At 64.3% G+C, this 26895-nt stretch carries 28 protein-coding genes and 1 tRNA gene; 10 read left to right on the top strand and 19 right to left on the bottom strand.

The window, feature by feature from the left end:
- Positions 1–85: 85 nt before the first annotated feature.
- The 3 genes from ASD73_RS08595 to ASD73_RS08605 all read right to left on the bottom strand — a co-directional run bounded on the left by ASD73_RS08595 (position 86) and on the right by ASD73_RS08605 (position 2251).
- Positions 86–799 (bottom strand): glutamine amidotransferase, encoded by a 714-nt coding sequence (locus ASD73_RS08595; protein WP_056371489.1) that lies wholly within the window; start codon positions 797–799, stop codon positions 86–88.
- Positions 800–944: 145 nt separating this feature from the next.
- Complete coding sequence (locus tag ASD73_RS08600; RefSeq protein WP_056371491.1) at positions 945–1199, bottom strand: hypothetical protein; 255 nt, start codon at positions 1197–1199, stop codon at positions 945–947.
- Positions 1199–2251 (bottom strand): Leu/Phe/Val dehydrogenase, encoded by a 1053-nt coding sequence (locus ASD73_RS08605; RefSeq protein WP_056371493.1) that lies wholly within the window; start codon positions 2249–2251, stop codon positions 1199–1201. The genes ASD73_RS08600 and ASD73_RS08605 overlap by 1 nt, the downstream gene beginning before the upstream one ends.
- Before the next feature lie 125 nt (positions 2252–2376).
- Between ASD73_RS08605 and ASD73_RS08610 the strand changes: the two genes are divergently transcribed.
- The gene (locus tag ASD73_RS08610; RefSeq protein ID WP_056371496.1) at positions 2377–2847 is read left to right on the top strand and encodes an Lrp/AsnC family transcriptional regulator; all 471 of its coding nucleotides are present in this window, start codon (positions 2377–2379) and stop codon (positions 2845–2847) included.
- Positions 2848–2949: 102 nt separating this feature from the next.
- Positions 2950–3024, top strand: a tRNA-Thr gene (locus ASD73_RS08615).
- Between the two features lie 65 nt (positions 3025–3089).
- Here ASD73_RS08615 and ASD73_RS08620 read toward each other — a convergent pair.
- Positions 3090–4859: a tetratricopeptide repeat protein gene (locus tag ASD73_RS08620; protein ID WP_056371498.1), complete on the bottom strand. Its 1770-nt coding sequence runs from the start codon at positions 4857–4859 to the stop codon at positions 3090–3092.
- 372 nt (positions 4860–5231) lie between these two features.
- Between ASD73_RS08620 and ASD73_RS08625 the strand changes: the two genes are divergently transcribed.
- The gene (locus ASD73_RS08625) at positions 5232–6209 is read left to right on the top strand and encodes an arsenic resistance protein (protein ID WP_200934914.1); all 978 of its coding nucleotides are present in this window, start codon (positions 5232–5234) and stop codon (positions 6207–6209) included.
- A 495-nt stretch (positions 6210–6704) separates the two neighbouring features.
- Positions 6705–7037 carry a YciI family protein gene (locus ASD73_RS08630; RefSeq protein ID WP_056371500.1) on the top strand — a complete coding sequence of 111 codons (333 nt, stop codon included), beginning with the start codon at positions 6705–6707 and terminating at the stop codon, positions 7035–7037.
- Between the two features lie 14 nt (positions 7038–7051).
- On the opposite strand, the gene ASD73_RS08635 is transcribed toward ASD73_RS08630, so the two are convergent.
- Positions 7052–7471 carry a DUF1810 domain-containing protein gene (locus ASD73_RS08635; protein WP_056371502.1) on the bottom strand — a complete coding sequence of 140 codons (420 nt, stop codon included), beginning with the start codon at positions 7469–7471 and terminating at the stop codon, positions 7052–7054.
- Between the two features lie 188 nt (positions 7472–7659).
- On the opposite strand from ASD73_RS08635, the gene ASD73_RS08640 reads away from it, so the two are divergent.
- A complete protein-coding gene (locus ASD73_RS08640; protein WP_235534253.1) occupies positions 7660–8262 on the top strand; it encodes an alpha-ketoglutarate-dependent dioxygenase AlkB in 603 nt (200 codons plus the stop codon).
- A gap of 122 nt (positions 8263–8384) precedes the next feature.
- Here ASD73_RS08640 and ASD73_RS08645 read toward each other — a convergent pair whose 3' ends face one another.
- The 3 genes from ASD73_RS08645 to ASD73_RS08655 all read right to left on the bottom strand — a co-directional run bounded on the left by ASD73_RS08645 (position 8385) and on the right by ASD73_RS08655 (position 9804).
- Positions 8385–8678, bottom strand: coding sequence for a hypothetical protein (locus tag ASD73_RS08645; RefSeq protein ID WP_235534254.1), 294 nt, complete (start codon positions 8676–8678; stop codon positions 8385–8387).
- Between the two features lie 108 nt (positions 8679–8786).
- A complete protein-coding gene (locus tag ASD73_RS08650; protein WP_056371505.1) occupies positions 8787–9305 on the bottom strand; it encodes a CinA family protein in 519 nt (172 codons plus the stop codon).
- 4 nt (positions 9306–9309) lie between these two features.
- Complete coding sequence (locus tag ASD73_RS08655) at positions 9310–9804, bottom strand: hemerythrin domain-containing protein (RefSeq protein ID WP_056373396.1); 495 nt, start codon at positions 9802–9804, stop codon at positions 9310–9312.
- 190 nt (positions 9805–9994) lie between these two features.
- Between ASD73_RS08655 and ASD73_RS08660 the strand changes: the two genes are divergently transcribed.
- Complete coding sequence (locus ASD73_RS08660) at positions 9995–10576, top strand: DUF1989 domain-containing protein (RefSeq protein WP_056371507.1); 582 nt, start codon at positions 9995–9997, stop codon at positions 10574–10576.
- A 29-nt stretch (positions 10577–10605) separates the two neighbouring features.
- Here the strand turns inward: ASD73_RS08660 and ASD73_RS08665 are convergent, their stop codons facing one another.
- From ASD73_RS08665 to ASD73_RS08685, 5 genes are all read right to left on the bottom strand, one after another.
- A complete protein-coding gene (locus ASD73_RS08665) occupies positions 10606–11802 on the bottom strand; it encodes a glycoside hydrolase family 130 protein (RefSeq protein WP_327196916.1) in 1197 nt (398 codons plus the stop codon).
- Positions 11803–12064: 262 nt separating this feature from the next.
- On the bottom strand, positions 12065–12871 hold the full coding sequence (locus tag ASD73_RS08670; protein ID WP_056371511.1) for a class I mannose-6-phosphate isomerase: 807 nt from the start codon (positions 12869–12871) through the stop codon (positions 12065–12067).
- A gap of 15 nt (positions 12872–12886) precedes the next feature.
- Positions 12887–13669 carry an SDR family NAD(P)-dependent oxidoreductase gene (locus ASD73_RS08675; protein ID WP_056371513.1) on the bottom strand — a complete coding sequence of 261 codons (783 nt, stop codon included), beginning with the start codon at positions 13667–13669 and terminating at the stop codon, positions 12887–12889.
- Positions 13662–14879, bottom strand: a complete 1218-nt coding sequence (locus ASD73_RS08680; protein ID WP_056371515.1) for a zinc-dependent alcohol dehydrogenase — start codon at positions 14877–14879, stop codon at positions 13662–13664. Before ASD73_RS08680 ends, ASD73_RS08675 begins: the two co-directional genes overlap by 8 nt.
- Before the next feature lie 10 nt (positions 14880–14889).
- Complete coding sequence (locus ASD73_RS08685; protein WP_235534256.1) at positions 14890–15573, bottom strand: SRPBCC family protein; 684 nt, start codon at positions 15571–15573, stop codon at positions 14890–14892.
- A 518-nt stretch (positions 15574–16091) separates the two neighbouring features.
- On the opposite strand from ASD73_RS08685, the gene ASD73_RS08690 reads away from it, so the two are divergent.
- Positions 16092–18350 carry a glycosyltransferase family 4 protein gene (locus ASD73_RS08690; protein ID WP_082521441.1) on the top strand — a complete coding sequence of 753 codons (2259 nt, stop codon included), beginning with the start codon at positions 16092–16094 and terminating at the stop codon, positions 18348–18350.
- Positions 18351–18358: 8 nt separating this feature from the next.
- Positions 18359–19390: a mannose-1-phosphate guanylyltransferase gene (locus tag ASD73_RS08695; protein ID WP_056371517.1), complete on the top strand. Its 1032-nt coding sequence runs from the start codon at positions 18359–18361 to the stop codon at positions 19388–19390.
- 70 nt (positions 19391–19460) lie between these two features.
- Here ASD73_RS08695 and ASD73_RS08700 read toward each other — a convergent pair whose 3' ends face one another.
- The 4 genes from ASD73_RS08700 to ASD73_RS08715 all read right to left on the bottom strand — a co-directional run bounded on the left by ASD73_RS08700 (position 19461) and on the right by ASD73_RS08715 (position 21776).
- Positions 19461–20117, bottom strand: a complete 657-nt coding sequence (locus ASD73_RS08700; protein WP_056371518.1) for a DUF6766 family protein — start codon at positions 20115–20117, stop codon at positions 19461–19463.
- Positions 20098–20712: a PRC-barrel domain-containing protein gene (locus tag ASD73_RS08705; protein WP_056371520.1), complete on the bottom strand. Its 615-nt coding sequence runs from the start codon at positions 20710–20712 to the stop codon at positions 20098–20100. Before ASD73_RS08705 ends, ASD73_RS08700 begins: the two co-directional genes overlap by 20 nt.
- A gap of 123 nt (positions 20713–20835) precedes the next feature.
- A complete protein-coding gene (locus tag ASD73_RS08710; protein WP_056371522.1) occupies positions 20836–21030 on the bottom strand; it encodes a hypothetical protein in 195 nt (64 codons plus the stop codon).
- Positions 21027–21776 carry a Crp/Fnr family transcriptional regulator gene (locus ASD73_RS08715; protein WP_056371523.1) on the bottom strand — a complete coding sequence of 250 codons (750 nt, stop codon included), beginning with the start codon at positions 21774–21776 and terminating at the stop codon, positions 21027–21029. Before ASD73_RS08715 ends, ASD73_RS08710 begins: the two co-directional genes overlap by 4 nt.
- A 281-nt stretch (positions 21777–22057) precedes the next feature.
- Here ASD73_RS08715 and ASD73_RS08720 point away from each other — a divergent pair, with 281 nt between their 5' ends.
- On the top strand, positions 22058–24244 hold the full coding sequence (locus ASD73_RS08720) for a catalase (protein WP_082521442.1): 2187 nt from the start codon (positions 22058–22060) through the stop codon (positions 24242–24244).
- Positions 24245–24274: 30 nt separating this feature from the next.
- Here ASD73_RS08720 and gntA read toward each other — a convergent pair whose 3' ends face one another.
- Positions 24275–25000 (bottom strand): guanitoxin biosynthesis heme-dependent pre-guanitoxin N-hydroxylase GntA, encoded by a 726-nt coding sequence (gntA, locus tag ASD73_RS08725; protein WP_056373401.1) that lies wholly within the window; start codon positions 24998–25000, stop codon positions 24275–24277.
- Positions 25001–25096: 96 nt separating this feature from the next.
- Positions 25097–26056, bottom strand: coding sequence for a cation diffusion facilitator family transporter (locus tag ASD73_RS08730; RefSeq protein ID WP_056371525.1), 960 nt, complete (start codon positions 26054–26056; stop codon positions 25097–25099).
- 144 nt (positions 26057–26200) lie between these two features.
- Here ASD73_RS08730 and ASD73_RS08735 point away from each other — a divergent pair, with 144 nt between their 5' ends.
- Positions 26201–26887, top strand: a complete 687-nt coding sequence (locus tag ASD73_RS08735) for an MgtC/SapB family protein (RefSeq protein WP_056371527.1) — start codon at positions 26201–26203, stop codon at positions 26885–26887.
- Positions 26888–26895 lie beyond the last annotated feature (8 nt).

Consider the following 26895-nt stretch of genomic DNA (forward strand, 5'->3'; position numbering starts at 1 on the left):
TGCCCCTCGCACGCGTCCGCGGGCGAGGCAAGCCGCCGCGGCCTCGTCATCACGAAAGAAAATCTTGAAGGTCGGCGAAGGCCGTTCAGTCCGTCAGCCCGGCGAGCCATTCGGCGATCATCGTGCGTCCCGCCGCCACCGCGGAGGGTCCATGCCGCCGATGGAGGTCGCGCATTCCGTTCACGCTTCCGCCGGTTTCGTCGAGCGCATCGGGCCATTGGCGCAGCCATTCGTCGAACCGCGGATCGAGCCCCATTTCGCCGTGAAACTGCAGCGCCAATATATTGTTGCCGCGCCGGAATGCCTGATGCGGATAGGCGGGCGTCGACGCCAGCAATTCGACGTCATCGGGAAGGTCGAAGGTGTCGCCGTGCCAATGGAGCACGGGCACATCAGCCAGATGCCGCAGCGGCGAGGCGGTGTCGACGAAGCTCAGCGGGTGAAACCCGACCTCCTTCGCCGACCCCGGATAAACGCGCGCGCCCATCGCCGCGGCGATCATTTGCGCCCCGAAGCACACGCCGAGCGTCGGCCGCCCCCCGTCGAGCCGGCGCGCAAGCCGCCGTTGCTGGCAGGCGATCCACGGGTGCGCGTCCTGCTCGTAAACCCCCATCGGACCGCCCATCATGATGAGCAGGTCGGGCTCGCTCAGGTCTACCGCGCCAAAACCCGGGTCGGCGACGTCAATGCGCGCGAGCGCATATCCCGCGGCCTCGATCGGTTCGCGGTATCCGGCGATCCCTTCGTGGGGAACGTGGCGGATGATGAGTCCGGTTCTGGTCTTTTGCTGCGATGGCATTTCGGGCGATGAATCGAGTGGTTGCTGCGCTGTTTCGAACGCACCCTGTCTAGCCAAGCCATCGCCCCGATGTCACTCTACCAAAGCAGTAGAGATACTGTTGCGGCCCGTAGCTGAGCTTGGCTCCGTTCGCTACGGGCCGCCATCAGGCGGCAGCCACCAATTCGGCAGTGGGGTCCTCGAGCTCGGACCGCAGCACCGCGACGACTTCGCCCAGCTTCGCCGCGATGATCGCTGCCTGCCCGTGGGCGAGCCCCGCGACCGTTACTTCGATCCGCATATGCGTGGGCAGGACCTGCATCGCCATCGCGCTCGGCACGATCGACCGCTGCGCGAAATAGTTGGCGACGCGCGGCAGCGATTGCGGATCGAGGATCGCGTCTACCCGGAAGCAATGCATCAGGCCGCCTCGCGCTGCGCGCCCGCGATCACCTCTTCGGCCATTTCATCGGCCACCAGCGCGGGCGAGCGGCCTTCGCGCGCTGCGCGCTCCAACAGCGCACCGACGCGCGGTGCGATCTCGGCGACGCGCGCCTTCACATCGCTTTCACCCTCGCCCAGATATTCGGCCGACACGTTGATGATCCCGCCCGCGTTGACGACATAGTCGGGCGCATAGACAATCCCGCGTTCGAGCAGCGTTGCGGCGACGTCCGGAGTCGCAAGCTGGTTGTTCGCCGCACCGCAGACGAGCTTCGCCTTCAGCCTGGCGACCGTCTCCCGGTCGAGCGCGCCGCCGAGCGCGCAGGGCGCGAAAATGTCGGCCTCGACCGATGCGATGTCCGCAACGTCGACCACCTCGGCGCCATGCACCGCTTTCAGCCGGTCGCGGCGCGCCGGATTGACGTCGGCGATGATCAGGCGCGCGCCGGCGTCGGCGAGGCGGCGGCACAGGTCGGCGCCGACATTGCCGGTGCCCTGCACCGCCACCGTCAGCCCGGCGAGATCGCGCCCCAGTGCGAACTCGGCGGCGACCTGCATCGATTCGAACACGCCTCTGGCGGTCCACGGCGACGGGTCGCCGCCCGCGCGCCCGGCGACCGCGGGCAGCCCGGCGACATGGCGCGAGACCGATGCGACCTCCTGCATATCCTCGACCGATGTGCCGACATCCTCGGCGGTGACGTACATCCCGCCCAGATTTTCGACCGCGCGGCCGAAAGCCCGGAACAGGGCCACCCGGTCGAACTCGCCTTCGGGGCGCCGGAGCACCGCCTTCGCGCCGCCGAGCGGCAGCCCGGCGAGCGCATTCTTGTAGCTCATGCCCTCGGCAAGCCGCACGGCATCGCCCAGCGCCTGCTTCATGTCGGGATAGGACCACAGGCGGCAGCCGCCCGCCCCCGGCCCCAAGGCCGTCGAGTGAATCGCAATGAATCCGTCGAGCCCCGCTTCGAGATCATAGAGCCGCACGCATTCGAGCGGCGGGGCCAGACGGGCAAGACGGACGACCATGAAACATACTCCTTTGATTGAGCGTGCCTTGTCGCATTTCCGCCTTGGGCATTCTTGATCGATTATCGGCCGCCTATGGCAATTTTTGCATGTTATGATCCGAAAAATTGCGATATGAGGATGAAATGACCGATCTTGATCCATTCGAGATAAAGATTCTCCGCGAATTGCAGCGCGACGCGAATCAAACGACGGCCGAGATCGCCGAGCGTGTCGGACTGTCGGTGTCGCCATGCTGGCGCCGCATCGACCGCCTCGAACGCGAGGGCTTCATCAAGAAGCGCGTCGCGATCATCGACCGGCGCAAGGTCGGGCTCAACGCGCATGTGTTTGCACAGGTCAAGCTCAACGCCCACGGGCGCGCCAACCTCGACGAATTCAGCGCCGCGATCCGCGGCTTCCCCGAAGTGCTCGATGCCTATGTGCTGATGGGCACGACCGATTTCATGCTGCGGATCGTCGCGAAGGACATCGACGCCTATGAACGCTTCTTCTTCGATCAGCTGAGCAAATTGCCGGGGATACAGGAAATCAATTCGACGGTGGCGCTGTCCGAAATCAAGGCGACGACCGAACTGCCGCTGGGTCAGGATTAGGCGGCGGACCGCCCCCGCTTTGCCGGTACCGAATGCGAACGCCGAATCCTGCGCAAGGACGCTTGTTTTCATCCCAAGGCGCTGCTAGTGGCGCCCCTCGTTGCCGCTTTAGCTCAGTTGGTAGAGCACATCATTCGTAATGATGGGGTCACAGGTTCGAGTCCTGAAGCGGCACCATCGTCTTCCCTGACAATCACCAGCGAAAAACCGAACGGCTTCGCGCCGCGTTTCCGGGTGCCGCACTATAATCGATCCATGCGCAGCCAAGCCTTGTCGCCGATCCACGCCTTCGACAAGGCCTTGTCGGCGGCCGCCGCCTCCAGCCGGTTTCCCTGCGCCGCCTCGCTGCGGCCAAGCCCGTAGAGCGCCCAGCCGTTGTTCGGCGTCTGCGTCAGCGCGGCGCGAAAGGCGTCGCTCGCTTCGCGGTAGCGCCGCGCCCGGAAAAGTGACGCGCCCAGCGACTGTTTCACCGGATAATACCAATAGGGCGGCTCCTGATAGGGAATGCGGGCCTCGATTTCGATCGCATGACGGTAGAAGCCGATGGCGTCGTCGATGCGGCCCTGCGCGCTCGCGAACCGGCCGCGCGCCACCAGTTCGGCGAGCGAGACCAGATCCCCCGCCGGCACGCCCTGTTCGATCATGGCCTTCATGGCATCCGACGTCCGTATCTTGGCCATCGCCGCCAGTTCGCGGTTGAAGGACTTGCGGTCGCGGAGCCCGACATAGGCGATACTGCGGGCGAAATGCCGCATCGCCGTCGGATAGGCGAGGCTCGGGTCGGGCGCCGGCATCGCCAATATGGTTTTCGGATCGGCAAATTGCGCCATCGCAAAATAAGGCGCCGCATCGATCGACTGGATCCACGCAATCTGCGCCGAGGTCTTGGGATCGAGGACGGTCCGCAACCGCTGTGCCTCGCGAATGGCGGTGGGCATGTCACCCGCCATTTGCGCCGACGTCACGATGAAGTGGATATTGTGCGGATAATAGCCGTAGCGCACGAGCCCGTCGTCGCCGGCGCTGCGGATATATTCCTCGTCCGCGCGCGCGGCGGCGATGTTGACGCGGATCGAATCGGCGTGGCGACCGCGCAGCTGATAGATATGCCCGGGCATGTGGACGAGATGCGCCGCGCTGGGCGCCGACGGGCTCGCCAGCCGGTCGGCCGCCGCCTCGGCGCGCTGCGGATCGCTCGCCTCCATCAGATGGACATAGAGATGGTTCGCCTGAACATGGCCGGGATTGCGCCGGAGCACCGTCTCGACAAGCCGTACGGCTTCGCCGCTCCGGCCAACCGATGTCGTCTTGTCGGCCTCCCAATAGTTCCACGGGCTCGTGCCCATCACCGCTTCGGCCGTGAGCACCGCCACATCGTCGTCGCCCGGAAACCGGCGCGCGACGTCGAGCATCGCATCGGCGTAGCTGGCATCGAGCGCAGCGCGGTCGCTTTTGGGATCGCGCGAATATCGCTTTGCGACAGCTTCGATCAGCGCCCGCTCCATCGGCGTGGAAGTACTCCGAAGCGCCATCGCCCGGTCCATCGCGCCCAGCGCCGCCTCGCGATCGCGCTCGTCCATCGGTGCATTGATATTCGGGCCGAGCGCGACGGCCTCGCCCCACCAGCACATCGCGCAATCGCGATCGAGCCGCTGCGCCTCGCGAAAGGAGCGCACCGCACCCGCATGGTTGAAACCATAGGTCAGGAGCAGGCCCTGGCTGAAATAGCGCCGGGCCTGATCCTTGTCGGTCGAGACCGGAAACGGCGAAATGGCAAGGTCCGGAAAGAGCGGGATCGGCCTGCCCTCGCTCGCCGGCGCCGCGAACGCCGCCGCGACGAGGAGATTCTGCGCCAATGACGAACCCGCGCGCCTCGCGCCGCAGAACAGGGTGGCAATCCGGTTCGGATCCAGCGCTTCGAGGGCAGCCGCCGAAAAAGCCGGCGGCGGCGCAAAGCTCGTCAGCGAAATCCCGATTCCCACTATCGCCGCCGCTTTGAATGGGCCAAGCATCACAATCCCCTTTCCCCAAAGGTGACCAGAAACAGCATCGCCAAAATATCACGAATATATTACGCGCCAAAACCGAATCTTCAGCGCATTCTAATCCACTAATATTCAACGCAAGTTCGGATCACATCTATTCGTGCGCGCCTGCTCAGCCCCGAATAACTTGGAGAATTTCCGCCGCGGACACGCCCTCCGCCCCGCCGCAATCCATAGAGATCGCGGCGGAACGATGTTTCGATGACCGTTAGCCACCGATTTCCTGCTTCCGGCTTGCAGTTGCACGGCGATGCAGCCTCCAGCAATTTTGAGGCACAAGCGAAAGATCGAACGCTCGATGGCCAGTGAAATGATGATCGGCGCCGCGGGGCGCTGGCAGTGACGCGCGGCGAACTGCGCGGCCTTATGGAAGTGCGCCAGGTCGCCATCTACTTCGGTGCCGTGCTGCTCGGCGCGCTCGCGGGCGCGCTGATACCCGGCGCCGAAGCGCTCGAACAGGCAATCAACCCCGCGCTCGCGTTCATGCTGTTCGTGACCTTTCTCCAGGTGCCGCTGGCGGCGCTGGGCCGGGCCCTGCGCGATCTCCGGTTTCTCGCCGCGTTGCTGTCGGCCAACTTCCTTGTCGTGCCGCTGCTGGTGGCAGCGCTGATCCAGTTCGCGCCCGACGATCCGCTCATCCGGCTCGGGGTGCTGATCGTGTTGCTTTGCCCGTGTATCGACTATGTCGTGACCTTCGCGCACCTCGGCCGCGCCGATGCACGGCTGCTGCTTGCCTCCACTCCGGCCCTGCTGATCGTCCAAATGCTTTTGCTGCCGCTCTATCTTGCCGCATTTCTCGGCGAGGCCGCTGCGGGCCTAGTCCAGGTCGGCCCGTTCATCCGCGCTTTCGCCTCGCTTATCGCCCTGCCTCTCGCGCTTGCGATCCTGTGCCAGCTCTGGGCGGCGCGCAGCCGCGCGGGCGCGCGTACTGCGGCCGCGCTCGGCCTGCTCCCCGTCCCGGCAACCGCGCTGGTGCTGTCGATCGTCATCGCCGCCGTCCTGCCGCGGCTTGGCGCCGCGATCCCGGCCGCCTTTAGCGTCTTGCCGTTCTATATCGCCTTCGCGGTGATCGCTCCCGTCGCGGGGTGGTTCGTCGCCCGCGCGGCGCAGCTCGATGCGCCCGGCGGCCGTGCGGTCGCGTTCAGCGCCGGCACACGCAATTCGCTCGTGGTGTTGCCGCTGGCGTTGGCCGTACCCGGCGCGATGCCGGTGTTGCCTGCTATCATCGTCACGCAGACGCTCGTCGAGCTGCTATTCGAACTCCTGTATGTTCGCACGATCGCGCAAATGGGACGCGGCGCCGCGCCAAGTGCGTAAGCCCATCGGGCACTGCGGAATAATCGAAAGCCTCGGCCCAGCCGACGATTGAGACGCCCTGCCCGGGTGCCTCCCGGAGCAAGGATCATGCGGCCACAACGACATTTCCGCCGTGCGATGGTTCTTGGATGTCATGAGAGGGGTAAATGGTGCAGAAGAGGAATCTATAGTTAAGTCTATGATTTTGAAAAGAAAAATATTTCTCTTCGACAGATAAAATGATGGCCCCTTCGATGGCCCGCGTCAACATTTACTGGAGTGGTTCGAGTGTTGGAGTACTCAACAAACGCTCGCAAAATCTCATAGCGCACCAGGTGGATCGTCGCAACCCTGCTGGCTTCTGATTCAACCATGGATGGATGCAAAGCCCCGGGTGACCGCACCGCCAATTTGTACGCAGAATATTTCGACGCCCGAAGGCTGTCTTTGCGATGGCGCGCGCTGCCATGGAACAAGCGACCTTGTCCCCGGTTGTGGAGGGAGAAGGAGTGCAACATGCCCAAATTCGTAACGATCGGTTATGGCGACGAAGCGGGCTATCAGCGGACGCCGCAAGACGTTCGCGACGCAGCCCATGCTCATGACGACCAGCTGAAGCAAGGCGGCGCGATCATGGGAATAGCCGGTCTGCCGGTTCAGGTGCGCAATCCCGAAGGCGAGATCGTGCAGACCACGACGGGCCCCTACCTGTCGTCATCGCTCCCGGTCGCCGGCTTCGCGCTCATCGAGGCCGCCAATCTCGGCGAAGCCATTCAATTGGCGCAGCACTCACCCTGCGCGGTCGCGCACGGCGTGATCGAAGTCTGGCCGCTCGTAGAAAGCGGCTAACACGTCCGAAATCGTCATGCGAGCAAGTCCAGCGTGCGCGCGTCACGCGCACCGCCGAACCAGCGATCCAGCGCGGCGCCAAACAACGGATGGCCATCGATGGCCTCGAACAATGTCAGTGACGACCGCAGTTTCACCGCATCGACCTTTCCGAACACAGCCACCGGATCGCTCGCGGCCAGATCCTGGAGAGCTTCGACGCATTCGCGATAGCGTGCACCGAGCAGCGAATGCCGGAGATAAGCACGAGCCTCGTCGGCGGAACGGATCGCAAACCGCTCCGCCATTGCGCTGCGCCCGAGGCCCGTAAACTGAGGGAAGATGAACCACATCCAGTGCGAGCGCTTGGCGCCGCGTTTTATCTCGGCGAGCGCGCGCGGATAAATCTCCTCCTGCGCGGCAACGAATCGCTCAAGTCCCTGCTCACCGCTCACAGCGCGAGCGCTGCCTGCGCGGCCGGCTCGCCATAAATCTCAATGATGCGTTCGGCCATATCGATTTCGAGCCTGTCATTGCACATTTGCTTGCCGCCGCTGGCTCTTGCGCCTCATCTTCGTTCTTATTATGTTCCATATGTGACGATCACGCAACCCCTTTTGACCCGGACGCACTTGGCTGCGGCGTGAAAGCGCTCGTGCATCGCGACGCCGACAATGCCGCTGCCCGGGCACCGCAGCCCGACCTGTTCGGTCCGCCTCTCCTTGCCGGCCTCACCTATTGCGATGACATCATCTCGCACGCCGAAGAAGCAGCCTTGATCGCCGGTATCCAAGCCGCCGAGCTCACGCCCTTCCAGTTCCAGCAATGGGAAGGAAAACGCCTCACCCGTTCCTTCGGCTGGACCTATGATTTCCAGACCGGTCGTTTCGCGCCGGGCGAACCGATCCCCGACTGGATCGCGCCGCTTCGCCGGAAAGCCGCGTGCTTCGCCGGTCTCGCGCCCGAAGATTTCGAGCAGCTCCTCCTCATCCAATATGGAACGGGCGCGGGGATCGGCTGGCACCGCGATCGGCCCGTGTTCGAACATGTCGTCGGCATCTCGCTCGGCGCACCGGCGACGATGCGGTTTCGTCGCCGCGCCGGGGCGAAGTTCGAGCGTGCGACCGCCCAGCTTGCGCCGCGATCGATCTATCATTTGAGCGGCGAGGCGCGCGACGACTGGGAACATAGCATCGCCGCGATGGCGGAACCGCGCTGGTCGGTCACCTTTCGCAGCCTCCGGTAGGTCGGCGCCTGCCCTGAAGAGGTAAAGGCAGGACGCCGAGGCGTTACCTCCTTGGCGGTTCCGACAACTCTGACCGTCGCTGCCGACGTGGATTGCTGCGGCTCTGCTGATATTTTCTTTGGTCAAAAACGGGCCGGAATAATGGTAATTTCGATCGGCACCGCGAGCGGGCGCCATCCGTCACGCGTCAGCAATTCATTGCTTTCGACCGCCTTGCGTCCGAGCGCCCGATCCAGCGACCAGGTGATGTGGAAGATGCTCCCGTCAGGCCGTTTCGCGGAGCCGGCGATTGCGACGACGAGGGCTTCAAGCCCTTCCCCGTCGTCGGCATGGCCAATGACCGTAGCCGTGGTCTCGGTCGGCAGCGGCGCATCTTTGGCGGCATGCCCGGCAAGCGTGATATGGTCGGCGATCATGTCATGCCAGTGCGGCGGAAAGAGATCGAGAAGAAGCTCGCGGCACGCGGGATCGAGTTTCCATCCGGTCGCGGTCACGATGGGAGGCTCGATACCAAGGTCGCGCGCTCAAGCCGAATGAAGCACCGGCGCGCCGTGCGCCTCAACGGCTTCCGTCATCATGGCAAGCGCGGCAGCGACGGCATGGTCGAGCACCGCGCTGCGGCCGAGATCGCCGAAATGACATTCCTGCGCGAAGCGTCGTCCTTCGCGGGTCGCGCAGGCGAGATGGACGAGGCCGACTTCCTCGTCCTTCTCGCGCGGACCGCAAAAGCCGGTGATGGCTATCGCGAAATCGGCCGGGCCGTTCGCGAGTGCGCCCGCCGCCATTGCTTCGGCGACCTCGGAATTGACGGCTTCGCAGCGCTCGGCGTCGGCGCGGTCGACCCCGAGCATCTCGCATTTCGCGTCGATTGAATAGACGACGTAGCCGCGCTCGAGATGCGAGCCGAGCGCGGCTTCGCGAGCCATCAAGGCGGCCAGCTGGCCGCCCGTGCAGCTCTCGGCGATCGCCCAGCGAAGCTCGCTGCCCGCGAGCGCGGCAGCCAGCCGTTGTATATGCCGGTCGATATCGCGCTGCGCGGACATGAGCTTACATCGTGGTGGTCTTGGCGGGCGGAAGCCCGGTCGTCTCGGCCTGCGCCTTCAATTCTTCCTTGCGCGCGAGCATCTGCTCGCCAAGCGCGTCGAGATCGACGTCGGCGGCGCGCGCCTGCTGGAACATGTTGTCGTGCTGCTTTTCCTCTTCCTTCACATGATGCTCGATTTCTTCCTTGAGCACCGTGACCTTGGAATCGAAGAACTCGTCGTCGGGGCTCGATGCGACGATCTCGTTGATCAGGATTTTCGCGCCGTCATGCTCGACATAGGCTTCCTTCAGGAGATCGTCGTCGATCTTGCCCTTGAGCGCCGGATAGAAGACCTCTTCCTCGATCTGGGCATGAATCTTGAGCTCGGTGCAGATCTTGTCGGCTATCTGCCCCTTCTCCTTCGAGCCGCCGGCCTTTTCGAACTTGGCGAACAGCGCCTCGACCTCGCGATGATCCTTGGTCAGAATATGGGTAGCGTCGGTGTCGATCGGTTTCATTGCAGTCTCCATCTGCCCGCCCGCTTGCTTTGATAAACGGAGAATTTTGCCGAAGGTTGCGTATGAAACGAGGGCGCGGGGAGCCTTTGCACCGCGCAACCGTTGCGAGCGCGAGGGGACGACATTGCGAGGTGAACAAAATGTCCGAAGCGAAACACTGGTTCGATTTTCCGTCCGCGCGATACCAGCGATGACAACGGTGATTGCGCCGCGCAGCGGCGTCGCTTTCCGGCTGTCGAAAGACCAGATCCTGCGCGTCATCGATCCCGAAGGCGGCCAGGTCAGCGACTTGCTCGCCTATAACGCCTCCGATGTTCGCGAAGCCATTTCCAATGGGCGGACCTTCGATTATGAAGAGACTATCCAGCTCACCAAGGGCAACCGGCTCTGGTCGAACCGGTCGAACCCCATGATCGAGATCGTCGAGGACAGCGCCGGCACCCACGACTTTCTGCTCACGCCGTGCAGCGAGGCGACTTTCCGTCATTTCTATGCAGACAAGCCCGTGCATCGCGGATGCTTCGGCAACCTCGCCGAAGCGCTCGCGCCGTTCGGGATCGAGGCCGACGCCATTCCGGTCGCTTTCAATATCTTCATGAACGTTCCCGTCGGCCCGGACGGCCGCATCAAGGTACTCGCGCCGCCCACCGCACCGGGCGATTTCATCCGCCTGCGCGCGCTCGACGATCTGATCATCGGGCTCACGGCCTGCTCGGCCTATGACAGCTGCGGCGGGAGTTTCAAACCGATCCACTATGAGATTGAGCGATGAAAGAGGCTCGCCAGCCGCCGGCCAAGCCGTCAGTCCATCGCTGCGATCAGGCCGTCGATACTCGTCATCGCAAAGCCGATCGCGCTGTCCGATATGCCATAGGGAATGAAGAGACGGTCGCCGACGCGCACCGCGCCGCAGGTGTAGACGACGTTCGGAACATATCCCTCGCGGTCGCTTTCGGCTGCCGACAGGATCGGACAGGATGTACGCGCGAGCACCCGCGACGGATCGTCGCGGTCAAGTAGCGCGGCACCGAGACTATATTTACGCATCGCGCCGACGCCGTGCGTGAGCACGATCCAGCCCGCGTCGCATTCGATCGGGCTGCCGCAATTGCCCATCTGGATGAACTCCCAGGGAAATTGGGGTCGCATCAGCACTTCGCCCTCATCGTCCCAGTGGCTCAATTCGTCCGAGGACAGGATCGTGATATTCTTTCCGTCCTGACGGGCGATCATCCGGTAACGGCCGTCGATCCGTCGCGGAAATAGAGCCATCCCCTTGTGGCGGGCGGCAAGCCCGGCAAGCGGCTGCAGGCAAAAACTGCTGAAATCCTGGGTGCGCATCAGCTCCGAGCGGATTTCCCGCCCCGAATAGGCGGTATAGGTCCCGATATATTCGGTCTTGCCGTCGTCATGAACGAACTGGACGAGCCGCAGGTCTTCGAGGCCGTTGCGCTGGGCCTCGGTGATCGGGAACAGCACGCTGTTCGAAATCGCGCTATCGGGCTGGCGGTGCACAAGCACCGGCGCGTCGGGATGCATGCTGTGGCGATCGTTGGCGACGGCGGCCATGGCAGGGCCGGATTGCGGCCATAGCAGGAACTCGGAACCCGGACCCACGATACCTTCGCGAAAGGCGACCGAGGATATATGGCCTTCGCCAACGGCGCGCATCGACATGACGAAGCGCAACTGGTCCGGATCAACACCGGTCTGATCGGGATGCGGCACGACGCTCGGATTCATGAGCGCTGCGGCGGCGTAACTATATTCATGACAAAAATAGGCGCCAATCAGGCGGCGCTTGACGGGCGAGACCGCCGCGTCGTCGAGCGACAGATCTTCCGATATCTCGCGATATCGCTCGTCGAAAATCTGCCCGATCTGCCAGTGCCGCTCGGAGAAATCCTTCCAGATCAGGCCAAGTTCGAGTTCCGCCTGATCCTCGCCCAGGCCCAGGACGTCGGCCACAAGCTGCGCCGCACGCGGCGGCTCGGACACGTTGGACTGCCAAGCGAGGTGAAACGGGCGAAGCACGACGCGGCTCGGGTCCGCGCTCAATTTGTCATGGAGGATGCGAAGAGGCGACTGCTCGGGTCGGCAAATCAGCATGGAAGACGTCGACCTTTCTTACCTCGCCCCCGGGGCCATATAGGTTGCGCTCCGTGCGCCGGGCAAGGACAAGATCCAACGCCGGTCGCGGACCGACGTTCCCCGCTCGGGGTCAAGCTATGCGGATGCTGCGGCGAACCGCAGGGCGCGGTTACGCCCCGCCCTGCCCGGCGACCAGAAAGCGGGCGTCGCCCCCGGCGGCGATCGACGCCGCCCGTGCGCCCCAAAGACACTCGCTCGCGCCGACCGAAACGCCATCGACGTCGACGCTGCCCTTGAGCGGAACGATCAACAGCGGACCGTTCTCGCTCGCGATCGGTCCAAGGTCGTTTCCGGCGATATAGGCCACCGAGAGGCGCGCGCCCGCGAGCAGCCGGACGCTTTGGTTCGGGGATATCATGCGTTGCAGCGACGCCGGCATGGGCGCCGCGCGCGCCACCGCGGCGCCGTCTTCGAGATGCAGTTCGCGCGGTCGTCCATAATCGTAGAGCCGGTAGGTGACATCGCTCTTCTGCTGGATTTCGACAAGCGAGATGCCGCCGCCGATCGCGTGGACCGTGCCCGGCGGCACGTGAAAGAACATTCCCGGTTCCACCGGATGCCATTCGATCAGCTCCTCGATCGCGCCCGACAACGCTGCCGCGCGAAGTTCGGCCGCGCCGAGCGCACGGACCGTGCCGAGTCCCAATTTCGCGCCCGGTTCGGCATCGAGAATATACCAGCATTCTTCCTTGCCGGAGGGTTCGCCCCGCGCGCGCGCCTCCGTGTCGTCAGGATGAACCTGGATCGAAAGGCGCTCGCTCGTAAAAAGATATTTGGCGAGCAGCGGGCAGTCGGCGGGCGGATCGAACCAGATTTCACCGATGCGCTCAGGAGACGAGGACGTAAAAGGTTCGGGAAGGCCGACGACGCCCCACGGCTTCTCGACAGCGATCGTGGGCAGCTTTGCAAAGGTCATGGTGAAACCTTCCCGTCAGTGCGTACTGCCCGAGCCGGGTTCGGCCTGCTTGCGGTGCATCTCGGCGGTCGTCGCTTCGCTGAGCACGCCCGAAGCCAGCACCTGCGCCTTGTTCTTGAGGCCATGGACGACCGAATGCTCGCCGTTCTTCATCGCTTCCCAGCCGGTGACCGCAACGTCGGCCGGATCGTCCTTCTTCGCCTGTCCGACCTTGGTATCGAGCATGCCCGCGCGCGCAAAGAAATTGGTATCGGTGGCACCGGGCTTGAGGCAGGTGATCGTGACGCCCGAGTCCTTGAGCTCATTGCCGATCGCAGCGGCGAAGCTGTCGACGAAGGCTTTGGTGCCATTATAGACCGCTTGGAAAGAGCCTGCGAGATGGCCCGCGATCGAGCCGGTGATCAGCACCTTGCCTTCGCCGCGCGCGACCATTTGCTTGAGCACCGGCTGGAGCAGGAGCAAGGTGCCGGTGATGTTGGTGTCGATGACGTGGCGCCACGCGGCGACATCCTGGTCGAGGAAGCCATGACCGAGGCCATGGCCGGCGTTTGCGACGAGCACATCGATCTCGCGATCCGAGGCGGCGGCGAGTAATTCCTCGACCCCTGCCGATGTCGAGAGATCGGCCTCGATCGATTGCACCTCGACGCCGCCCTCTCCCAAGCCGACGGCCGCGTCAACGAAAGGCTCGTCGGCGGCGACGATGAGGTCATAGCCCTCAGCGGCGGCAAGCTTGGCGATCTCGCGGCCAATGCCGCTCGAAGCACCCGTGATGAGAGCGAGTTTGTGTTCAGACATGGGCCATTTCCTTCTTTGCTTCGATAGCGCCCTTTTCGAGCCCGGGCTTCAAGATGATCTTGGTGTATTCGTTCTGCTCGCCGTGCCAGTGGCGATACATCTCGGCGGCATCCTCGAGCGGGGCGTGATGCGAGACGAGCGAGGTCGTATCGAACTTGCCGTCCTGGATCATCTTCAGCAGGTCGCCGCTATATTTCTGGACTGGAGTCTGGCCGCTCTTCACGGTGAGCCCCTTCTCCATAAGCTGTCCCAAGGGGAATTTGTCGGCGAAGCCGCCATAGACTCCGGGGATCGACACACGTCCGCCCTTGCGGCAAGCGAGGATCGCCTGGCGCAGCGCATGCGGGCGCTCGGTTACCGAATAATATTGCGCCTTGACCTGGTCTAGGATGTTGTCCGGGGTAAAGCCGTGGCTTTCCATGCCGACGCAATCGATGCACGCATCGGGTCCGATGCCGCCGGTCATTTCATTAAGCGCCTCGCGAACGTCGACCTGCTTATAGTCAAGGATCTCGGCACCGAGCTGCTTCGCCAGCCGGAGACGCGCGGGAAAATGGTCGATCGCGATCACGCGCCCTGCGCCGAGTAGCAAGGCCGACTGGATCGTAAACAGCCCGACCGGTCCGCAGCCCCACACCGCGACGGTGTCGCCGGGCTCGATATCGGCGTTGACCGCGGCGTGCCATCCGGTTGGCAGGATGTCCGAGAGGAACAGGACATCGTCGTCGGGAAGATCGTCGGGGATGATGACCGGGCCGACGTCGGAATAGGGCACACGCACATAGTCCGCCTGCCCGCCGGCATAGCCGCCGGTCAGATGGGCGTATCCGAACGCGCCGCCCATCGCATGCCCCATCAGCAGTTCGGATGCGTCGCGCGTCTCCGACGGGTTGCTATTGTCGCAAGCACTAAACTGCTGCTTTTCGCAGAAGAAGCAGGAGCCGCAGCTAATCGTAAAGGGCACGACAACGCGCTGCCCTTTCTTGAGGGTCGACCCCGAACCGACCTCGACGACCTCGCCCATGAACTCGTGGCCGACGATATCGCCGACGCGCATGCCGGGAATATAGCCATCGTAGAGATGAAGGTCCGAACCGCAGATTGCGGTCGATGTAATCTGAAGAATGGCATCGCGCGGATTGACGATCTCGGGATCGGGTACTGTCTCGACGCTGATCTTGTGGCGGCCTTGCCAGGTAACTGCTCGCATGGTCTGATCCTCAAATATGGGGTTCGACGGGGGATTCGGACTTTCGCGCCGATGGCGAGGCGTTGCTGGTCACCTCGCCGGTTTCCATCAGCTGCTTGAAGCGGTGAAGATCGCGGCGCGCCTGCACCTCGGGCTCGCGCTGGAGCAGCTTCGCGCCGAGGCGCCCAAGCTTTCCCGCGGGGGGATCGTAGGCAAGGATCAGGGTGACATAGGTGCCGCGGCCCGCCGGGGCATCTGCGAAGCGGACCTCGCCGCTGTTCGCGATCTCGCTTTCGGGCTCGCTCTGCCAGCTGATCGTCTCATTCTCGATGCTCTCGGTGATGCTGTTGACCAGATGGACCTCGCGCCCCATCGGGCCCTTGATCGTCCACCGTGCGGTGCCACCGCCCAGCGGCTCGACGGCGACGACATTTTCCATGAATTCGGGGAAGCGCTCGACCTTCCAGGCCGCAAACAAGTCCGTGCGCGGACGATTGACCAGCACCGACTTGCCGAAGAGCGCGCGTGCCGACGGCTTGTCGAGCGTCCAATGGGGCGCGTCGGTCGCAATATCGTCGCGATCGGTCTCGGCGTTTCGCATGCGACGCCAGAAGGCATAGCCGATACCGGCGAACGCGAGACCTGCTCCAACGGCGGCTAGGGCGAGCGGATCCGGCGTGCCGCGACCAGCGGAAGGACTGAAAAAGTCGCGCATAAACATCTCCCCGCCCGCGATGCCGGCGGGCGTTCATTGCCGACGGGATGCCGGATCACCCGGCCCCGTCGTGGTGGTGAGGATTTCTGTTCAGCTGCGCAGCCGATGGCAAAGGGACGCATGCGGGGTCCGATAGTTCCCGGATCGGATAGACGATTCGCGTGTGGCTACGGCCGTAACACCCGCCGACGCACACCCGAGAAGCAGCATCGCGGCGATTTCCCGTCTACACGGAAAAATCGATATAACCTGTGTTAATCGGGCACCAAAATCGTCGATCTTGGCATGCTGCACTGCAACCCGGAGCCGCGAGGCGCGTTGCTCCCGCATACAATTAGTTTGCTCGCGAGCACGGTCGAACGACCGGCTGCGGACCCGCGTGCGCGCACGTGAGGCCGATGGCGCGCGCGTGGCATGTCATAATGAGGATGGATATGAAGCACGACAGCGATGGCCGGTTTTTCCGCGATATTTCCCTTGACGATCTTTCGCCCTCTTCCGTCTCCCCTCCTCCCGGCATGAAGCGGAGCGTCACGGCGCGCCGCCTTGCCCTGGTCGGCTGCTTCCGCCCGCGCCAATGCGGGATCGCGACCTTCACCGCGGACACCTATGATCATCTTCGCGCCGCTCGCGCCGATCTGGCGATCGACATCTATGCGATGCGGAGCCGGACCGACCCGGATATGGGCAGCGAGGTTGCGCTCGCGATCGACGAACAGGCGCCGACGGATTACCGCGCCGCGGCCGAGGCGATCAACGCGAGCGGCGCACAAGTCGTCTGGCTTCAGCATGAATTCGGCATTTTCGGCGGCGCCGCCGGCGAGATGATTTTCGAGCTTGTCGATCGCATCGCCGCGCCGTTGATCGTCACGCTGCATACCGTTCTCGCCGAACCTAATGCGGACCAGCGCCGGGTTATGGACCGGCTCGTCGCGCGCGCCAGCAAGCTGGTCGTCATGAGCGACTACGGCCGGGAGACTTTGCGCGACGTCTATGGCGCGAGCGCCGACCAGATCGTGCATATCGAGCATGGCACGCCCGACCGGTCCTTCGTCGATATCGCGCCCCTCCGCGAGACTCTCGGGATTGCCGATCGTCCCGTTATCTCGACGTTCGGCCTGATCGGGCCCGGCAAGGGCCTCGAAGCCGCGATTCGGGCGCTGCCCGCAATCGTCGCGCAATATCCCGATATCCTCTACCGGATCGTTGGTGCGACCCATCCCAATCTCGTTGCGTCCGAAGGCGAGGCCTATCGCGAGAGCCTGGAGCGGCTCGCGGAGAGCCTCGGCGTCGCGGACAATATCGCGTGGGAGAACCGCTTCCTCGATACCGAGGAATTGCTCGACCAGATCGAGCTTTGCGACATCTACCTCGCGCCCTATCCCAATCTGCAGCAAATCACCTCGGGCACGCTCGCCTATGCCGTGGCGCTCGGCCGCGCCGTCGTCTCGACGCCCTTCGTCCACGCCCGCGAGCTGCTTGCCGACGATGTGGGTATCCTGCTTCCCGGAACCGACAGCGAGGCGATCGCCGAAGCGGTCCTCCTGTTGCTCGCGATTCCCGATGAACGCCGTGCGTTTCAGCGGCGCGCCTATGCGCGGGGACGCCGCACGGCATGGAAGGTGATCGCGCGCGCGTGCGCTACCCTCGTCGATAGGGTTGCCCTGCCGGAGTTCGCCGCGGGGACGCGGCGCATGCCCACGATCGAGGGCGCTTGGGCGCTTTGCGATGATGTCGGCATGCTTCAGCACAGCATCCACCTCGTTCCCGACCGGCGGCACGGCTATTGTATCGACGACAATGCTCGCGCCTTGATGCTCGTGCATCTTCTACCGGCGCGCGCGCAGGAACTGGCGCAATCGCGCGCGCTATCCTTCGCGAGCTTTCTCCAGCATGGCTGGAATCCCGATCGCGGCGTGTTTCGCAATTTCATGGGCTATGACCGCCGCTGGCTCGAAGACGAAGGCTCGGAGGACAGCAACGGGCGCACGCTCTGGGCGCTCGGGCATGCAGCGGCGCATGCCGCCTCGCCCGCCATGCGCGACTGGGCCGCGGACCTGTTCGATCTCGCCGCACCGATGGCCGAGCGCTTCAAGAGCCCGCGTGCCATCGCCTTCGCGCTCCTCGGCGCAGCTGCGCGGCTGGCGCATGAGCCGGCCAACGCCCGCGCCTGGACGATCGTCGAGCGCGGCGGCGCATTTCTGTGCGCGCTGTGGAAATCGACGCGCCGGCCCGGCTGGGACTGGTTCGAGGCGGGCTTATCCTACGACAATGCGCGTCTGGCAGAGGCGCTGATCCGCGCCGGGCAACGGCTCCGCTCGCTCCCGCTCGAGGAAGCCGGTCTTGCCGCGCTCGACTGGCTCGCCGGTTTCCAGACCGCCCCTGAGGGCCACTTTCGTCCGGTCGGGTCGGACAGCTTTAATCGTCCTCAGGAGAGCTTGCCGTTCGACCAGCAGCCGCTCGAAGCCTGGGCGACGATCGACGCCTGCGCGACGGCCTACGATGCGACGCGGGGCAAGGTATGGCGCGCCCGTGCCGAGACCGCCTACGCCTGGTTTCTTGGCCGGAACGATCGCGGTATCGCTCTTGCAGACCCGAAGTCGGGTCGCTGCCTCGACGGACTGACCCCGCGCGGGATCAACCGCAACAGCGGCGCGGAATCGGTCCTCGCCTATCAGATCGCTTCGCGCACCATGGCGACGATATTCTGGCGCGACGCAGTTCCCGAGACGCCGGCGCGGACCCTCACCGCTTCGGTGCCTGCGCTCGCGGGTTGAGCCGCCAGATGCAGGAACAGATTCAGCCCGTCATTCTGTGCGGCGGCGCAGGGACGCGTCTTTGGCCCGCCTCGCGCGGCGAGCGCGCGAAGCAGTTTCTCGATATCGTCGACGATGCGAGCCTCTTCGCCAGCACGCTGGCGCGCGTTTCGGGGCGCCACTTCGCCGATCCTCTCGTGGTTTGCGGTCCTGGCCATGTCGCGACCGCGCGCGAACAATCGCGTGACCGGCCGATACGCCTGCTCGTCGAACCCGCGCCGCGCAACACCGCCGCGGCGATCGCGCTCGCGGTGGTTGCCGCGCCATCCGACGCATTGCTTCTCGTGATGCCCAGCGACCATGTCATCGCCGATGTGCCGGCCTTTCACGCCGCCATCGACCGCGGCGCGTCGCTCGCCCGCGAGAACTGGCTCGTTACCTTTGGCATTACGCCTGACCGGCCCGAAACGGGGTTCGGCTATATCAAGAGTGGCGCAGCGCTGCGTCAAGACGGCTTCGCCGTCGAACGCTTTGTCGAAAAGCCCCCGCGCGCGGAAGCGGAGGCGATGCTGTCGACCGGTGACTACAGCTGGAACGCGGGCATTTTCCTGTTCCGGGCGCGCGTGATGCGCGACGCCATGCGCACGCATTGCCCGGCGATTCTCGATGCTGCCGAATGGGCGATTGCCGCGAGCCGGGTCGAGGGCCCCGCAATCTATGCCGATCGAGAGACGTTCGAGTCAGCCCCGGCGGACTCGATCGATTATGCGGTGATGGAAAAGCACGACCGAGTCGCGGTCGTACCCGTTTCGATGGGCTGGTCGGATCTCGGCAGCTGGAACGCCGTTCACAACCTCACCATGCGCGACGAGGCCGGAAACGCCGTCAACGGGGATGCGTTTCTCCACGACAGCCGCGGATGCCTCGTGCGCGCCGGCGGCCGCCGCGTATCGCTCATCGGCATGGAGGATGTCGCGGTGGTCGTCGATGGCGACGATATCCTCGTCATGCCGCTCGCGCGGTCGCAGGACGTCCGGGCTGCGGCGCAGGCGCGCGAGTAACGGCAGGTTCCCTTCGGTTCGGGCGGATGGCAGCGCGCGGGAAACCAGGCCGCCTGCGCTGCAACCTACATCAGCTTCCCGTTTTCGAGTGCGGCGCGGCGACCGGCTTCGACTCCGGCGACTCCCTTTGTCGCAAAAAGATCGACAGCAGGACGAGCACCGCCGTCGACAGAAATTCGCTCTGCCAGTTCTGGAAGGATTCGAACCAGAGCTGCGGATCGCCGAGGTAAGCGATGGTCGAGCGCGCCACTTCGCCATGCGCCTCGGCGTCCGCTGCGGCGGCATGCGCACTCTGCGTCCAGTGCATCACGAAGGACAGGAGGAATAGCAGGAAGAGGGCAAGTCCTAGCGAGCGCGCATAAAGCGCGCGCGCAAGCGGCCCCTTGCGCAAGATTGCAGGCGCGCCGGTCTTCACCGCCTGCGCTTCCAGATTCGTGTCGCGCGGTGGGCTCTCGGGATCCCTCGATTCGGAAGAACCGCGCTGGATCAGCATCGCGGTCAGGACGACATAGGCCGACATCTGGAGAAATTCGCTCTCCCAGTTTTCGAAGACGCTCGAAAGAAATTCAGCGCTTATGGTGTAGCGCGCAAGCGACATGGCAGGCTCGCCGTGCCGCGCTGCATCTTCGAGAGCGACATGCCAGCCCGTGAGCCACTGGCCTGCAATGCTCACCGCAAAAAGCAGCAGCAGGACGATCGTCAGGCTGTTATCCTTGAGCCACCGCATCGCTTGTCTCCTTTGCCGGGGAGGCCACGCGCGCCGCATCTTTGCCGCTCGAACGCTTGTGGGACGGTTCGCGGCCCGGCCATTCCCCCGGCTCGAGGGTTCGGCGCCGCTCGAATTCTGCGCCGGTTTCGAGCACCATGAAGCCATCGGCGCGGCAGTCGACTGCTGCCATCGGGACCGCTCTCAGCTTCTCATCAATTCCGGCAATGCCGCCCGTTGCGACGACGAAATAGCTGATATGACCGGTCCGGCATTCGATCAGCGCATCCACGGCGTGGCCGAGCGCCTCGCCGCGCACATCGATCACCTGCATGCCCGGCACGCCTGCTGCCGCGATCAGCGTCGGCGCAGCCGATGCGCGGCTTGCCCGCGTCGCTGTCCGGGCGCCCTCTTCATAGGCGCGCTGCCGACCGAGCCAGCGCCAGATGCCGACCATGTTCACGACGGTCAAAAAGACATTTGTCGTGACGAGGTGGGTCTGCCCCGACCATAGCCCGACGATCGACCAGCAAATCGATCCGATGGTGAAAACGACAAAGCCCCAGCCCGTGATGCGCGCACCAAGGTTCGAGGCGGTCATCATCGCAGCGATCATGGTCGCAATGGCTGCGATCAAACCGGCGGTGTCCTCCAGCGTTCTCTCCTTTCCGGCAGCCGGACTGCGTGAGCCCGTCACCCACTTCCTCGCGAAAGCCGTCGGGCGCGACCGACTTCAGTCTCAATCCTCGTCGGACGCCCTCTGCGTCGCCGCGACCGCAGCGGCATCGATCAGGTTCTGCCCCGTCCGCGCGGCCGCGTCCGCCGTCATGGTCGCCGCGACCCCGTCGGGACCTTCGAGAAAGACAAGGCCTCCCTCGGCGGTGGCGATACCGGGTTCGGTCTCGGGCTGCGGCCCGGCGGTATCTGGTGTCATGATCGTGACCTTTTCACGTTTGAGAGAAAATCGGGGATCGTTTCCATATAGAGATAGGCGGGATCGAACTCGCCCCGTGCCGCGAGCGCGACGGGATCGGGAATCTCGACGAGCGACGCGCGAAAGCTGCAGAGCCCTTCCTCGCGCAGCTGACGCATCACCCGGTTCACATGAACCGTGGTCAAGCCGCAGATTTCGGCGAGGTCGGCCTGGGTGAGCGCGAGCGCGAAGCGCCGGCCGTCGCTCAGTCCCGCCGAGAAGAGCCTTGCGTTGGTTTCGCACAAAAAGTGCGCAATGCGACCGGTTGCGTCGAGACGCCCCAGCCGGAACAGCCAGGCGCGATGGATCGCCGCGTCCAGCAGCGTGGCAAACCACAGTTTGCGCGTGAGCTCGGGCATGTCCTGGGTGATCGCTTCGAGCTCGGCATGCGGAATCGTCGCAACGGTTGCGGAGGTCAGCGTCGCGACGTCATGATCGAGGACCTTGAGCGGGAAGGCATGAAGGTCAAGAAAATCGCCTGGCAGGTGGATCGCAACGAGCTGGCGAAGGCCCTGGCGGTCGTCGAGATAGCGCGACATGACGCCTTCGATGAGCAAGGTGCTTTGATGGAGCGGTTCGCCGGCGCGCGCGATGATCTTGCGCGGCGCGATGGTCTTCACTTCGCCGATTGCCCCCTCGATCCGTGCCCGCTCGTCGGCGGTCAGGCTCGCGCCGCGCTTGTCTCTCAAAAAGCGTTCGGTGAACATGAATGACGCACCTCGGGATCTTGTGGAATGGCTTAACCTTGTCTCCAAACGGTCGATGCGGCGACGCGTTGCACGCAGCGACCCGCAATCGTGATGATGCAGGTTAACTTCGCGGCAAATAGCGCAACTCGCAGCGCGTTTGCCGGTTGAGCCTGTGCATCCGCCTCATCGTTCGCTGCGAACGACGCGGGGCGTCCTGTCTTCCTTTCAATGATCGGCGAGAGTGCACCATGGCCAAAAATCCTTCTTCGAAAAATCCCTCGGGCCGTTCGGGGTCCACCATGACCCCGGCGGATATTTCCGGCGCCGACATCGGCGGCGAGAGCCCGCAGAAGGCGCCCGCCTTTCCCGGCGACGCCGCAATCAGCTTTACGTTCGACGGTCCGTCGGCCGAAGGCGGCGAAACGCATCAGGTGGCCGAGGGCGACATCGCTACGCTGACCACCCAGCACGGCACGCCAATCGCCGACGATCAGAACAGCTTGAAACAGGGCGCACGGGGTCCGACCCTGCTGGAGGACTTCCACTTCCGCGAGAAAATCTTCCACTTCGACCATGAGCGCATCCCCGAGCGCGTCGTCCACGCCCGCGGCTATGGCGCGCATGGTTTCTTCGAGCTCACGGACAGCCTTTCGGATGTCAGCCGCGCCGATATCTTCCAGCGCGTCGGCGAACGCACCCCCGCCTTCGTGCGCTTCTCAACCGTCGCCGGGTCGAAGGGCAGCTTCGATCTCGCGCGTGACGTGCGCGGCTTCGCGGTCAAGCTCTACACGCAGGAAGGCAATTGGGATCTCGTCGGTAACAATATCCCCGTCTTCTTCATCCAGGACGCGATCAAATTCCCTGACCTCGTCCATTCGGTGAAGCCCGAGCCCGATCGCGCCTTTCCGCAGGCCGCCTCGGCGCATGACAATTTCTGGGATTTCATCAGCCTGATGCCCGAGAGCTTCCACATGATCATGTGGACGATGTCCGACCGCGCGATCCCGCGTTCGTTCCGCACAATGGAAGGCTTCGGCGTTCACACTTTCCGCCTGCTCGATGCCAAGGGCAAGTCGACCTTCGTCAAATTCCACTGGAAGCCCAAACAGGGCCTGCAGTCGGTGGTCTGGAACGAGGCGGTCAAGATCAACGGCGCCGATCCCGATTTTCACCGGCGCGATCTTTGGGACGCGATCAACAGCGGCGACTTCCCCGAATGGGAGCTGGGCGTCCAGCTGTTCGACGACGACTTCGCGGACAGCTTCGACTTCGATGTCCTCGACGCGACAAAACTGATCCCCGAGGAACTGGTCCCGATCCGCGTCGTCGGCCGCCTCGTGCTCGACCGTGTTGTCGACAATTTCTTCGCCGAGACCGAGCAGGTCGCCTTCATGACCCAGAATGTCCCGCCGGGAATCGATTTTTCGAACGATCCGCTGCTTCAGGGCCGCAACTTCTCCTATCTCGACACGCAGATCAAACGCCTGGGGAGCACCAACTTTACCCATATACCGATCAATGCGCCGAAGTGCCCGATGGCGCATTTCCAGCAGGACGGCCATATGGTGATGCGCAACCCCGTGGGCCGGGTGAACTATGAGCCGAACAGCTGGGGGCCGACGGAAGGCGGCCCGCGCGAGGATCCGGCGCGCGGTTTCCGGAGCTTCGCCGAGGACGCCGACGGATCCAAGCAGCGGGTGCGCTCGGAAAGCTTCGCCGATCATTACAGCCAGGCGCGGCAATTTTTCGTCAGCCAGACGCCGATCGAACAGAAACATATCGGCGATGCGCTGGTGTTCGAGCTGTCGAAGGTCGAGCGGCCCGATATCCGCTCGCGCACCGTCTCGCACCTGCGCAACATCGACGAGGGTCTCGCTGCAACGGTCGCCGACGGTCTCGGCCTGCCGCTTCCCGATGCAGCCCCCGCAGCGCGCAAGCCGATCGTCGATCTTCCCGCGTCGGATCCGCTCAGCATCGTCAAAAACGGTCCCGACAGCTTCAAGGGCCGCAAGCTCGGCATCTTGATGAGCGATGGCGCCAACCCGACGATCTTCAAGGCGCTGGTCAAGGCGCTCGACGCCGAGGGCGCGGTCTATGAGGTGGTCGCGCCCAAGATCGGCGGGGTGACGCTTGCCGACGGGACCAAGGTAGCCGCAAGGCACAAGATCGACGGCGGCCCTTCGGTTCTGTTCGATGCCGTCGCCTTCCTCGTGTCGGAGGAAGGCGCCGCCGAACTTGCCGCCGATGCAACGGCGAAGGACTTCGCCAGCGACGCCTTCGCGCATTGCAAGTTCATCGGCATGACCCCGGAGGCCGAGGCGATCTTCGCCGCGGCAGGCCTCGCCGAAGATCTCGACGAGGCCTGCATCCTGCTCGAAAAGGCTGGCGACGCTGCGCCGTTCGTCGAAACGTGCGGCGCTCTTCGTTTCTGGCAACGCGAACTGAAGGTCGATCTCGACGCCAAGCCGGCACCCGCTGCCCGCTAGCCGCGGCGCGGGCCGCGCGTCCCTGCGCGATCAACTGCGTTCGGTGCGTCCGCGCAGGGGGTCGCGCATCGCCGCGCCGTCCGTCCGCCCGGAAAAGGGACAAACCCAGTCGGCGCCGACGGCGCGCCCAGAATATTGGCGCGCTTCGGATGTTGTCCCATGGCGCGCCAGCATCGGGTTCGCATCCCCCGCGAGCGCGACATCGCGGTTGATGATCGTGTCGCGCATCTTGTCGTACATGCCCTGCGCGCGGAGCTGTTCGAACTGGTCATGAAGATTGAACACGAGCGCCGGGCGCTCGAAGCGCCGCGCGGGTCGGCTGGCGCGCGGATGCAGGCCGACGACGAAAAATGCCTCGCCGCCGAAACTCAGCGAAAAGTGCGGATCGCCCGGATCGGCACTGACGCGGCGATCGAGCGGTTGGCCGTGCCAGGCATCCTTGTGGGTCAGCGATTCGAGCCGCTCCCACAGGCATGCCTCGAAGTCCACTTCGTCGAACCCGCTGTCCTCCTCGAACACAACCGCCAACGACTGGAAAAGGGTCGGCTCGCGTGCGTAGGACCAGGCGAGATCGAGCAGCGTCGGATAAATACGCAAATCGTCCCACGCCGATCGCATGTCGCGTCCGACAAGAATGCGAAGCTGGCTCTTGGCGAGCGCGGACTTCGCCCCGACGCACGGGAAATGCTCATCCCTTATGAAGGACGCGAAGCGACGGGCGAGCGGGTGGTCATTGTCATAAGCCGGTGAATGCATGCCCGAAAAACGGCTGAAACCGGCGCCGGGTTGCACCTCATTGATCCAGGTTGTGACGATTTTGCGGCCTCGAATATAGCCCGCCCGGCTCGCAACTCAGTCACGCGGCGGGGCTGGATAGACAACCGCATCGCGCTGCTTCTCGGGGCGGATATAAATCGAGCTCAGGCGCGGCTCGGCCGCCTTGAGCTCGGCTTCCATCTCCTCGATCAGGCTCTCTGCGCGGCCCATCGGCAGCGCGTCCTCGAAATCGGCGCTCACCGCGACGAAGATGGAATCGGGGGCGGTGTGAATGGTGCGGACATGATTGATCGCAGTGATTTCGGGCCGCTGTTCGAGCAGGCGCCAGATCGCGACGACGAGCTCGGGCTCGGCGCTTTCGCCGATCAGCAGGCCTTTCGCCTCGCGCGCCAGCAGCACCGCGACCGCCGCCAGCACGCAGCCGATCGCGACCGATGCCATGCCGTCGATCCGCGCGTCGCCGGTCCAATGGCTTGCCCAGACCCCGAAGGCCGCAATCGCGAGCCCGAGCAGCGCCGCACTATCCTCGAAGAGCACAATGAAGCCGGCAGGATCCTTCGAGCGCTTGACCGCCTTCCACCAGCTCTGCTCTCCGCGTCCGGCATTGAATTCGCGAACTGCGATCGCCCAGGACGATCCTTCGAGCAGGAATGCGACGCCGAGCACGATATAGTTGATCGTCGGATCGCGCAGCGGCTCGGGATCGGCGATATGGCGCCAGCCTTCGTAGATCGACACGCCCGCGCCGATCGCGAAGATCAGGATCGCGACGACGAAGGCCCAAAAATAGAGTTCGCGGCCGTAGCCGAACGGATGATAGGCGTCGGGCGGCCGCTTGGCGCGCGACTGGCCGTAGAGCAGCAGCATCTGGTTGCCGCTGTCGACGAGCGAATGGACGCCTTCGGTGAGCATCGACGACGATCCGCTGATCGCCGCCGCCACGAATTTCGCGATCGCGATTCCGAGATTGGCAAACAGCGCGCCGTAGAGCACGATGTTCGCTTTCACATGACGGTAGGCGGAAGCGGTCTGCATGGCGTCTCCGACGGGGCCCCTCGCTCTCAGAAGCGATCGATTGACCGGTCGGTTCCCACGCCGCGAAACCAAGCATGCCCTTCGCGGGTTCGGCTAGGAAGCAGTCTCGCGGCCCGCACCCGCATCTTCCACGAAAGACACGATATGCAATTGCTGAGCCCCGACCTGATCTGGCCGATCGTGGGCGCGATCGTCGCCGGCGCCGTGATCGGCGCCGAACGCGAATATCGCGCGAGCCCGGCAGGGCTGCGCACGCATATCCTCGTCAGCCTCTCCTGCTGCCTCCTGATGCTCTCGGCGGTCCACCAGATGGCCTGGCTCAACGACGCGCCGCTCGAGGTGGTCCGTATCGATCCCGTCCGCATGGCGCATGGCATCCTGACCGGCATCGGATTCCTGTGCGGCGGCGTGATCTTTCGCGAAGGCTTCAATGTTCGCGGGCTCACGACCGCGGCATCGCTGTGGATGACGGCCACGCTCGGTATCCTTTTCGGGATCGGCTTCTATGAGCTGGCGATCTTCGGCGCGGCCGCGACATTGCTCGTGCTCGCGGCGGTCACGATCACCGAACGCCGCGCGCCGCAGCGCCGCATCGTGCATCTGAAAGCGCGCTATGCGCGCGCAAAGGCAAAACCCGCTAGCGCGTTTGAAACCCTGCTCGCCGAACATGGCCTGCGCCCAATCACGATCGACCAGAGCCTCGAGGGCGGCATTTTCGAATATGGCGCGATCGCCGACGGCTATGACGAAGAGCGTGCCGAACGCCTCGCGGCCGAGCTTTCGGCCGACACCGATGTCGAAGGCTTCGAGATCAGGCCGCAGCCGGCCTAGGCCAGGGC

Source organism: Sphingopyxis sp. Root154, assembly GCF_001427105.1.
Classification (GTDB): domain Bacteria; phylum Pseudomonadota; class Alphaproteobacteria; order Sphingomonadales; family Sphingomonadaceae; genus Sphingopyxis.

Coding starts and splice junctions, on each gene's coding strand:
- ASD73_RS08605 (WP_056371493.1), bottom strand. CDS start 2,251: ATGGTCGTCCGTCTTGCCCGTCTGGCCCCGCCGCTCGAATGCGTGCGG.
- ASD73_RS08685 (WP_235534256.1), bottom strand. CDS start 15,573: ATGCGCGACTTTTTCAGTCCTTCCGCTGGTCGCGGCACGCCGGATCCG.
- ASD73_RS08595 (WP_056371489.1), bottom strand. CDS start 799: ATGCCATCGCAGCAAAAGACCAGAACCGGACTCATCATCCGCCACGTT.
- ASD73_RS08670 (WP_056371511.1), bottom strand. CDS start 12,871: ATGACCTTTGCAAAGCTGCCCACGATCGCTGTCGAGAAGCCGTGGGGC.
- ASD73_RS08720 (WP_082521442.1), top strand. CDS start 22,058: ATGACCCCGGCGGATATTTCCGGCGCCGACATCGGCGGCGAGAGCCCG.
- ASD73_RS08680 (WP_056371515.1), bottom strand. CDS start 14,879: ATGCGAGCAGTTACCTGGCAAGGCCGCCACAAGATCAGCGTCGAGACA.
- ASD73_RS08735 (WP_056371527.1), top strand. CDS start 26,201: ATGCAATTGCTGAGCCCCGACCTGATCTGGCCGATCGTGGGCGCGATC.
- ASD73_RS08700 (WP_056371518.1), bottom strand. CDS start 20,117: ATGCGGTGGCTCAAGGATAACAGCCTGACGATCGTCCTGCTGCTGCTT.
- ASD73_RS08600 (WP_056371491.1), bottom strand. CDS start 1,199: ATGCATTGCTTCCGGGTAGACGCGATCCTCGATCCGCAATCGCTGCCG.
- ASD73_RS08695 (WP_056371517.1), top strand. CDS start 18,359: ATGCAGGAACAGATTCAGCCCGTCATTCTGTGCGGCGGCGCAGGGACG.
- ASD73_RS08710 (WP_056371522.1), bottom strand. CDS start 21,030: ATGACACCAGATACCGCCGGGCCGCAGCCCGAGACCGAACCCGGTATC.
- ASD73_RS08630 (WP_056371500.1), top strand. CDS start 6,705: ATGCCCAAATTCGTAACGATCGGTTATGGCGACGAAGCGGGCTATCAG.
- ASD73_RS08660 (WP_056371507.1), top strand. CDS start 9,995: ATGACAACGGTGATTGCGCCGCGCAGCGGCGTCGCTTTCCGGCTGTCG.
- ASD73_RS08650 (WP_056371505.1), bottom strand. CDS start 9,305: ATGTCCGCGCAGCGCGATATCGACCGGCATATACAACGGCTGGCTGCC.
- ASD73_RS08620 (WP_056371498.1), bottom strand. CDS start 4,859: ATGCTTGGCCCATTCAAAGCGGCGGCGATAGTGGGAATCGGGATTTCG.
- ASD73_RS08730 (WP_056371525.1), bottom strand. CDS start 26,056: ATGCAGACCGCTTCCGCCTACCGTCATGTGAAAGCGAACATCGTGCTC.
- ASD73_RS08690 (WP_082521441.1), top strand. CDS start 16,092: ATGAAGCGGAGCGTCACGGCGCGCCGCCTTGCCCTGGTCGGCTGCTTC.
- ASD73_RS08610 (WP_056371496.1), top strand. CDS start 2,377: ATGACCGATCTTGATCCATTCGAGATAAAGATTCTCCGCGAATTGCAG.
- ASD73_RS08645 (WP_235534254.1), bottom strand. CDS start 8,678: ATGATCGCCGACCATATCACGCTTGCCGGGCATGCCGCCAAAGATGCG.
- ASD73_RS08715 (WP_056371523.1), bottom strand. CDS start 21,776: ATGTTCACCGAACGCTTTTTGAGAGACAAGCGCGGCGCGAGCCTGACC.
- ASD73_RS08675 (WP_056371513.1), bottom strand. CDS start 13,669: ATGTCTGAACACAAACTCGCTCTCATCACGGGTGCTTCGAGCGGCATT.
- ASD73_RS08705 (WP_056371520.1), bottom strand. CDS start 20,712: ATGATCGCTGCGATGATGACCGCCTCGAACCTTGGTGCGCGCATCACG.
- gntA (WP_056373401.1), bottom strand. CDS start 25,000: ATGCATTCACCGGCTTATGACAATGACCACCCGCTCGCCCGTCGCTTC.
- ASD73_RS08655 (WP_056373396.1), bottom strand. CDS start 9,804: ATGAAACCGATCGACACCGACGCTACCCATATTCTGACCAAGGATCAT.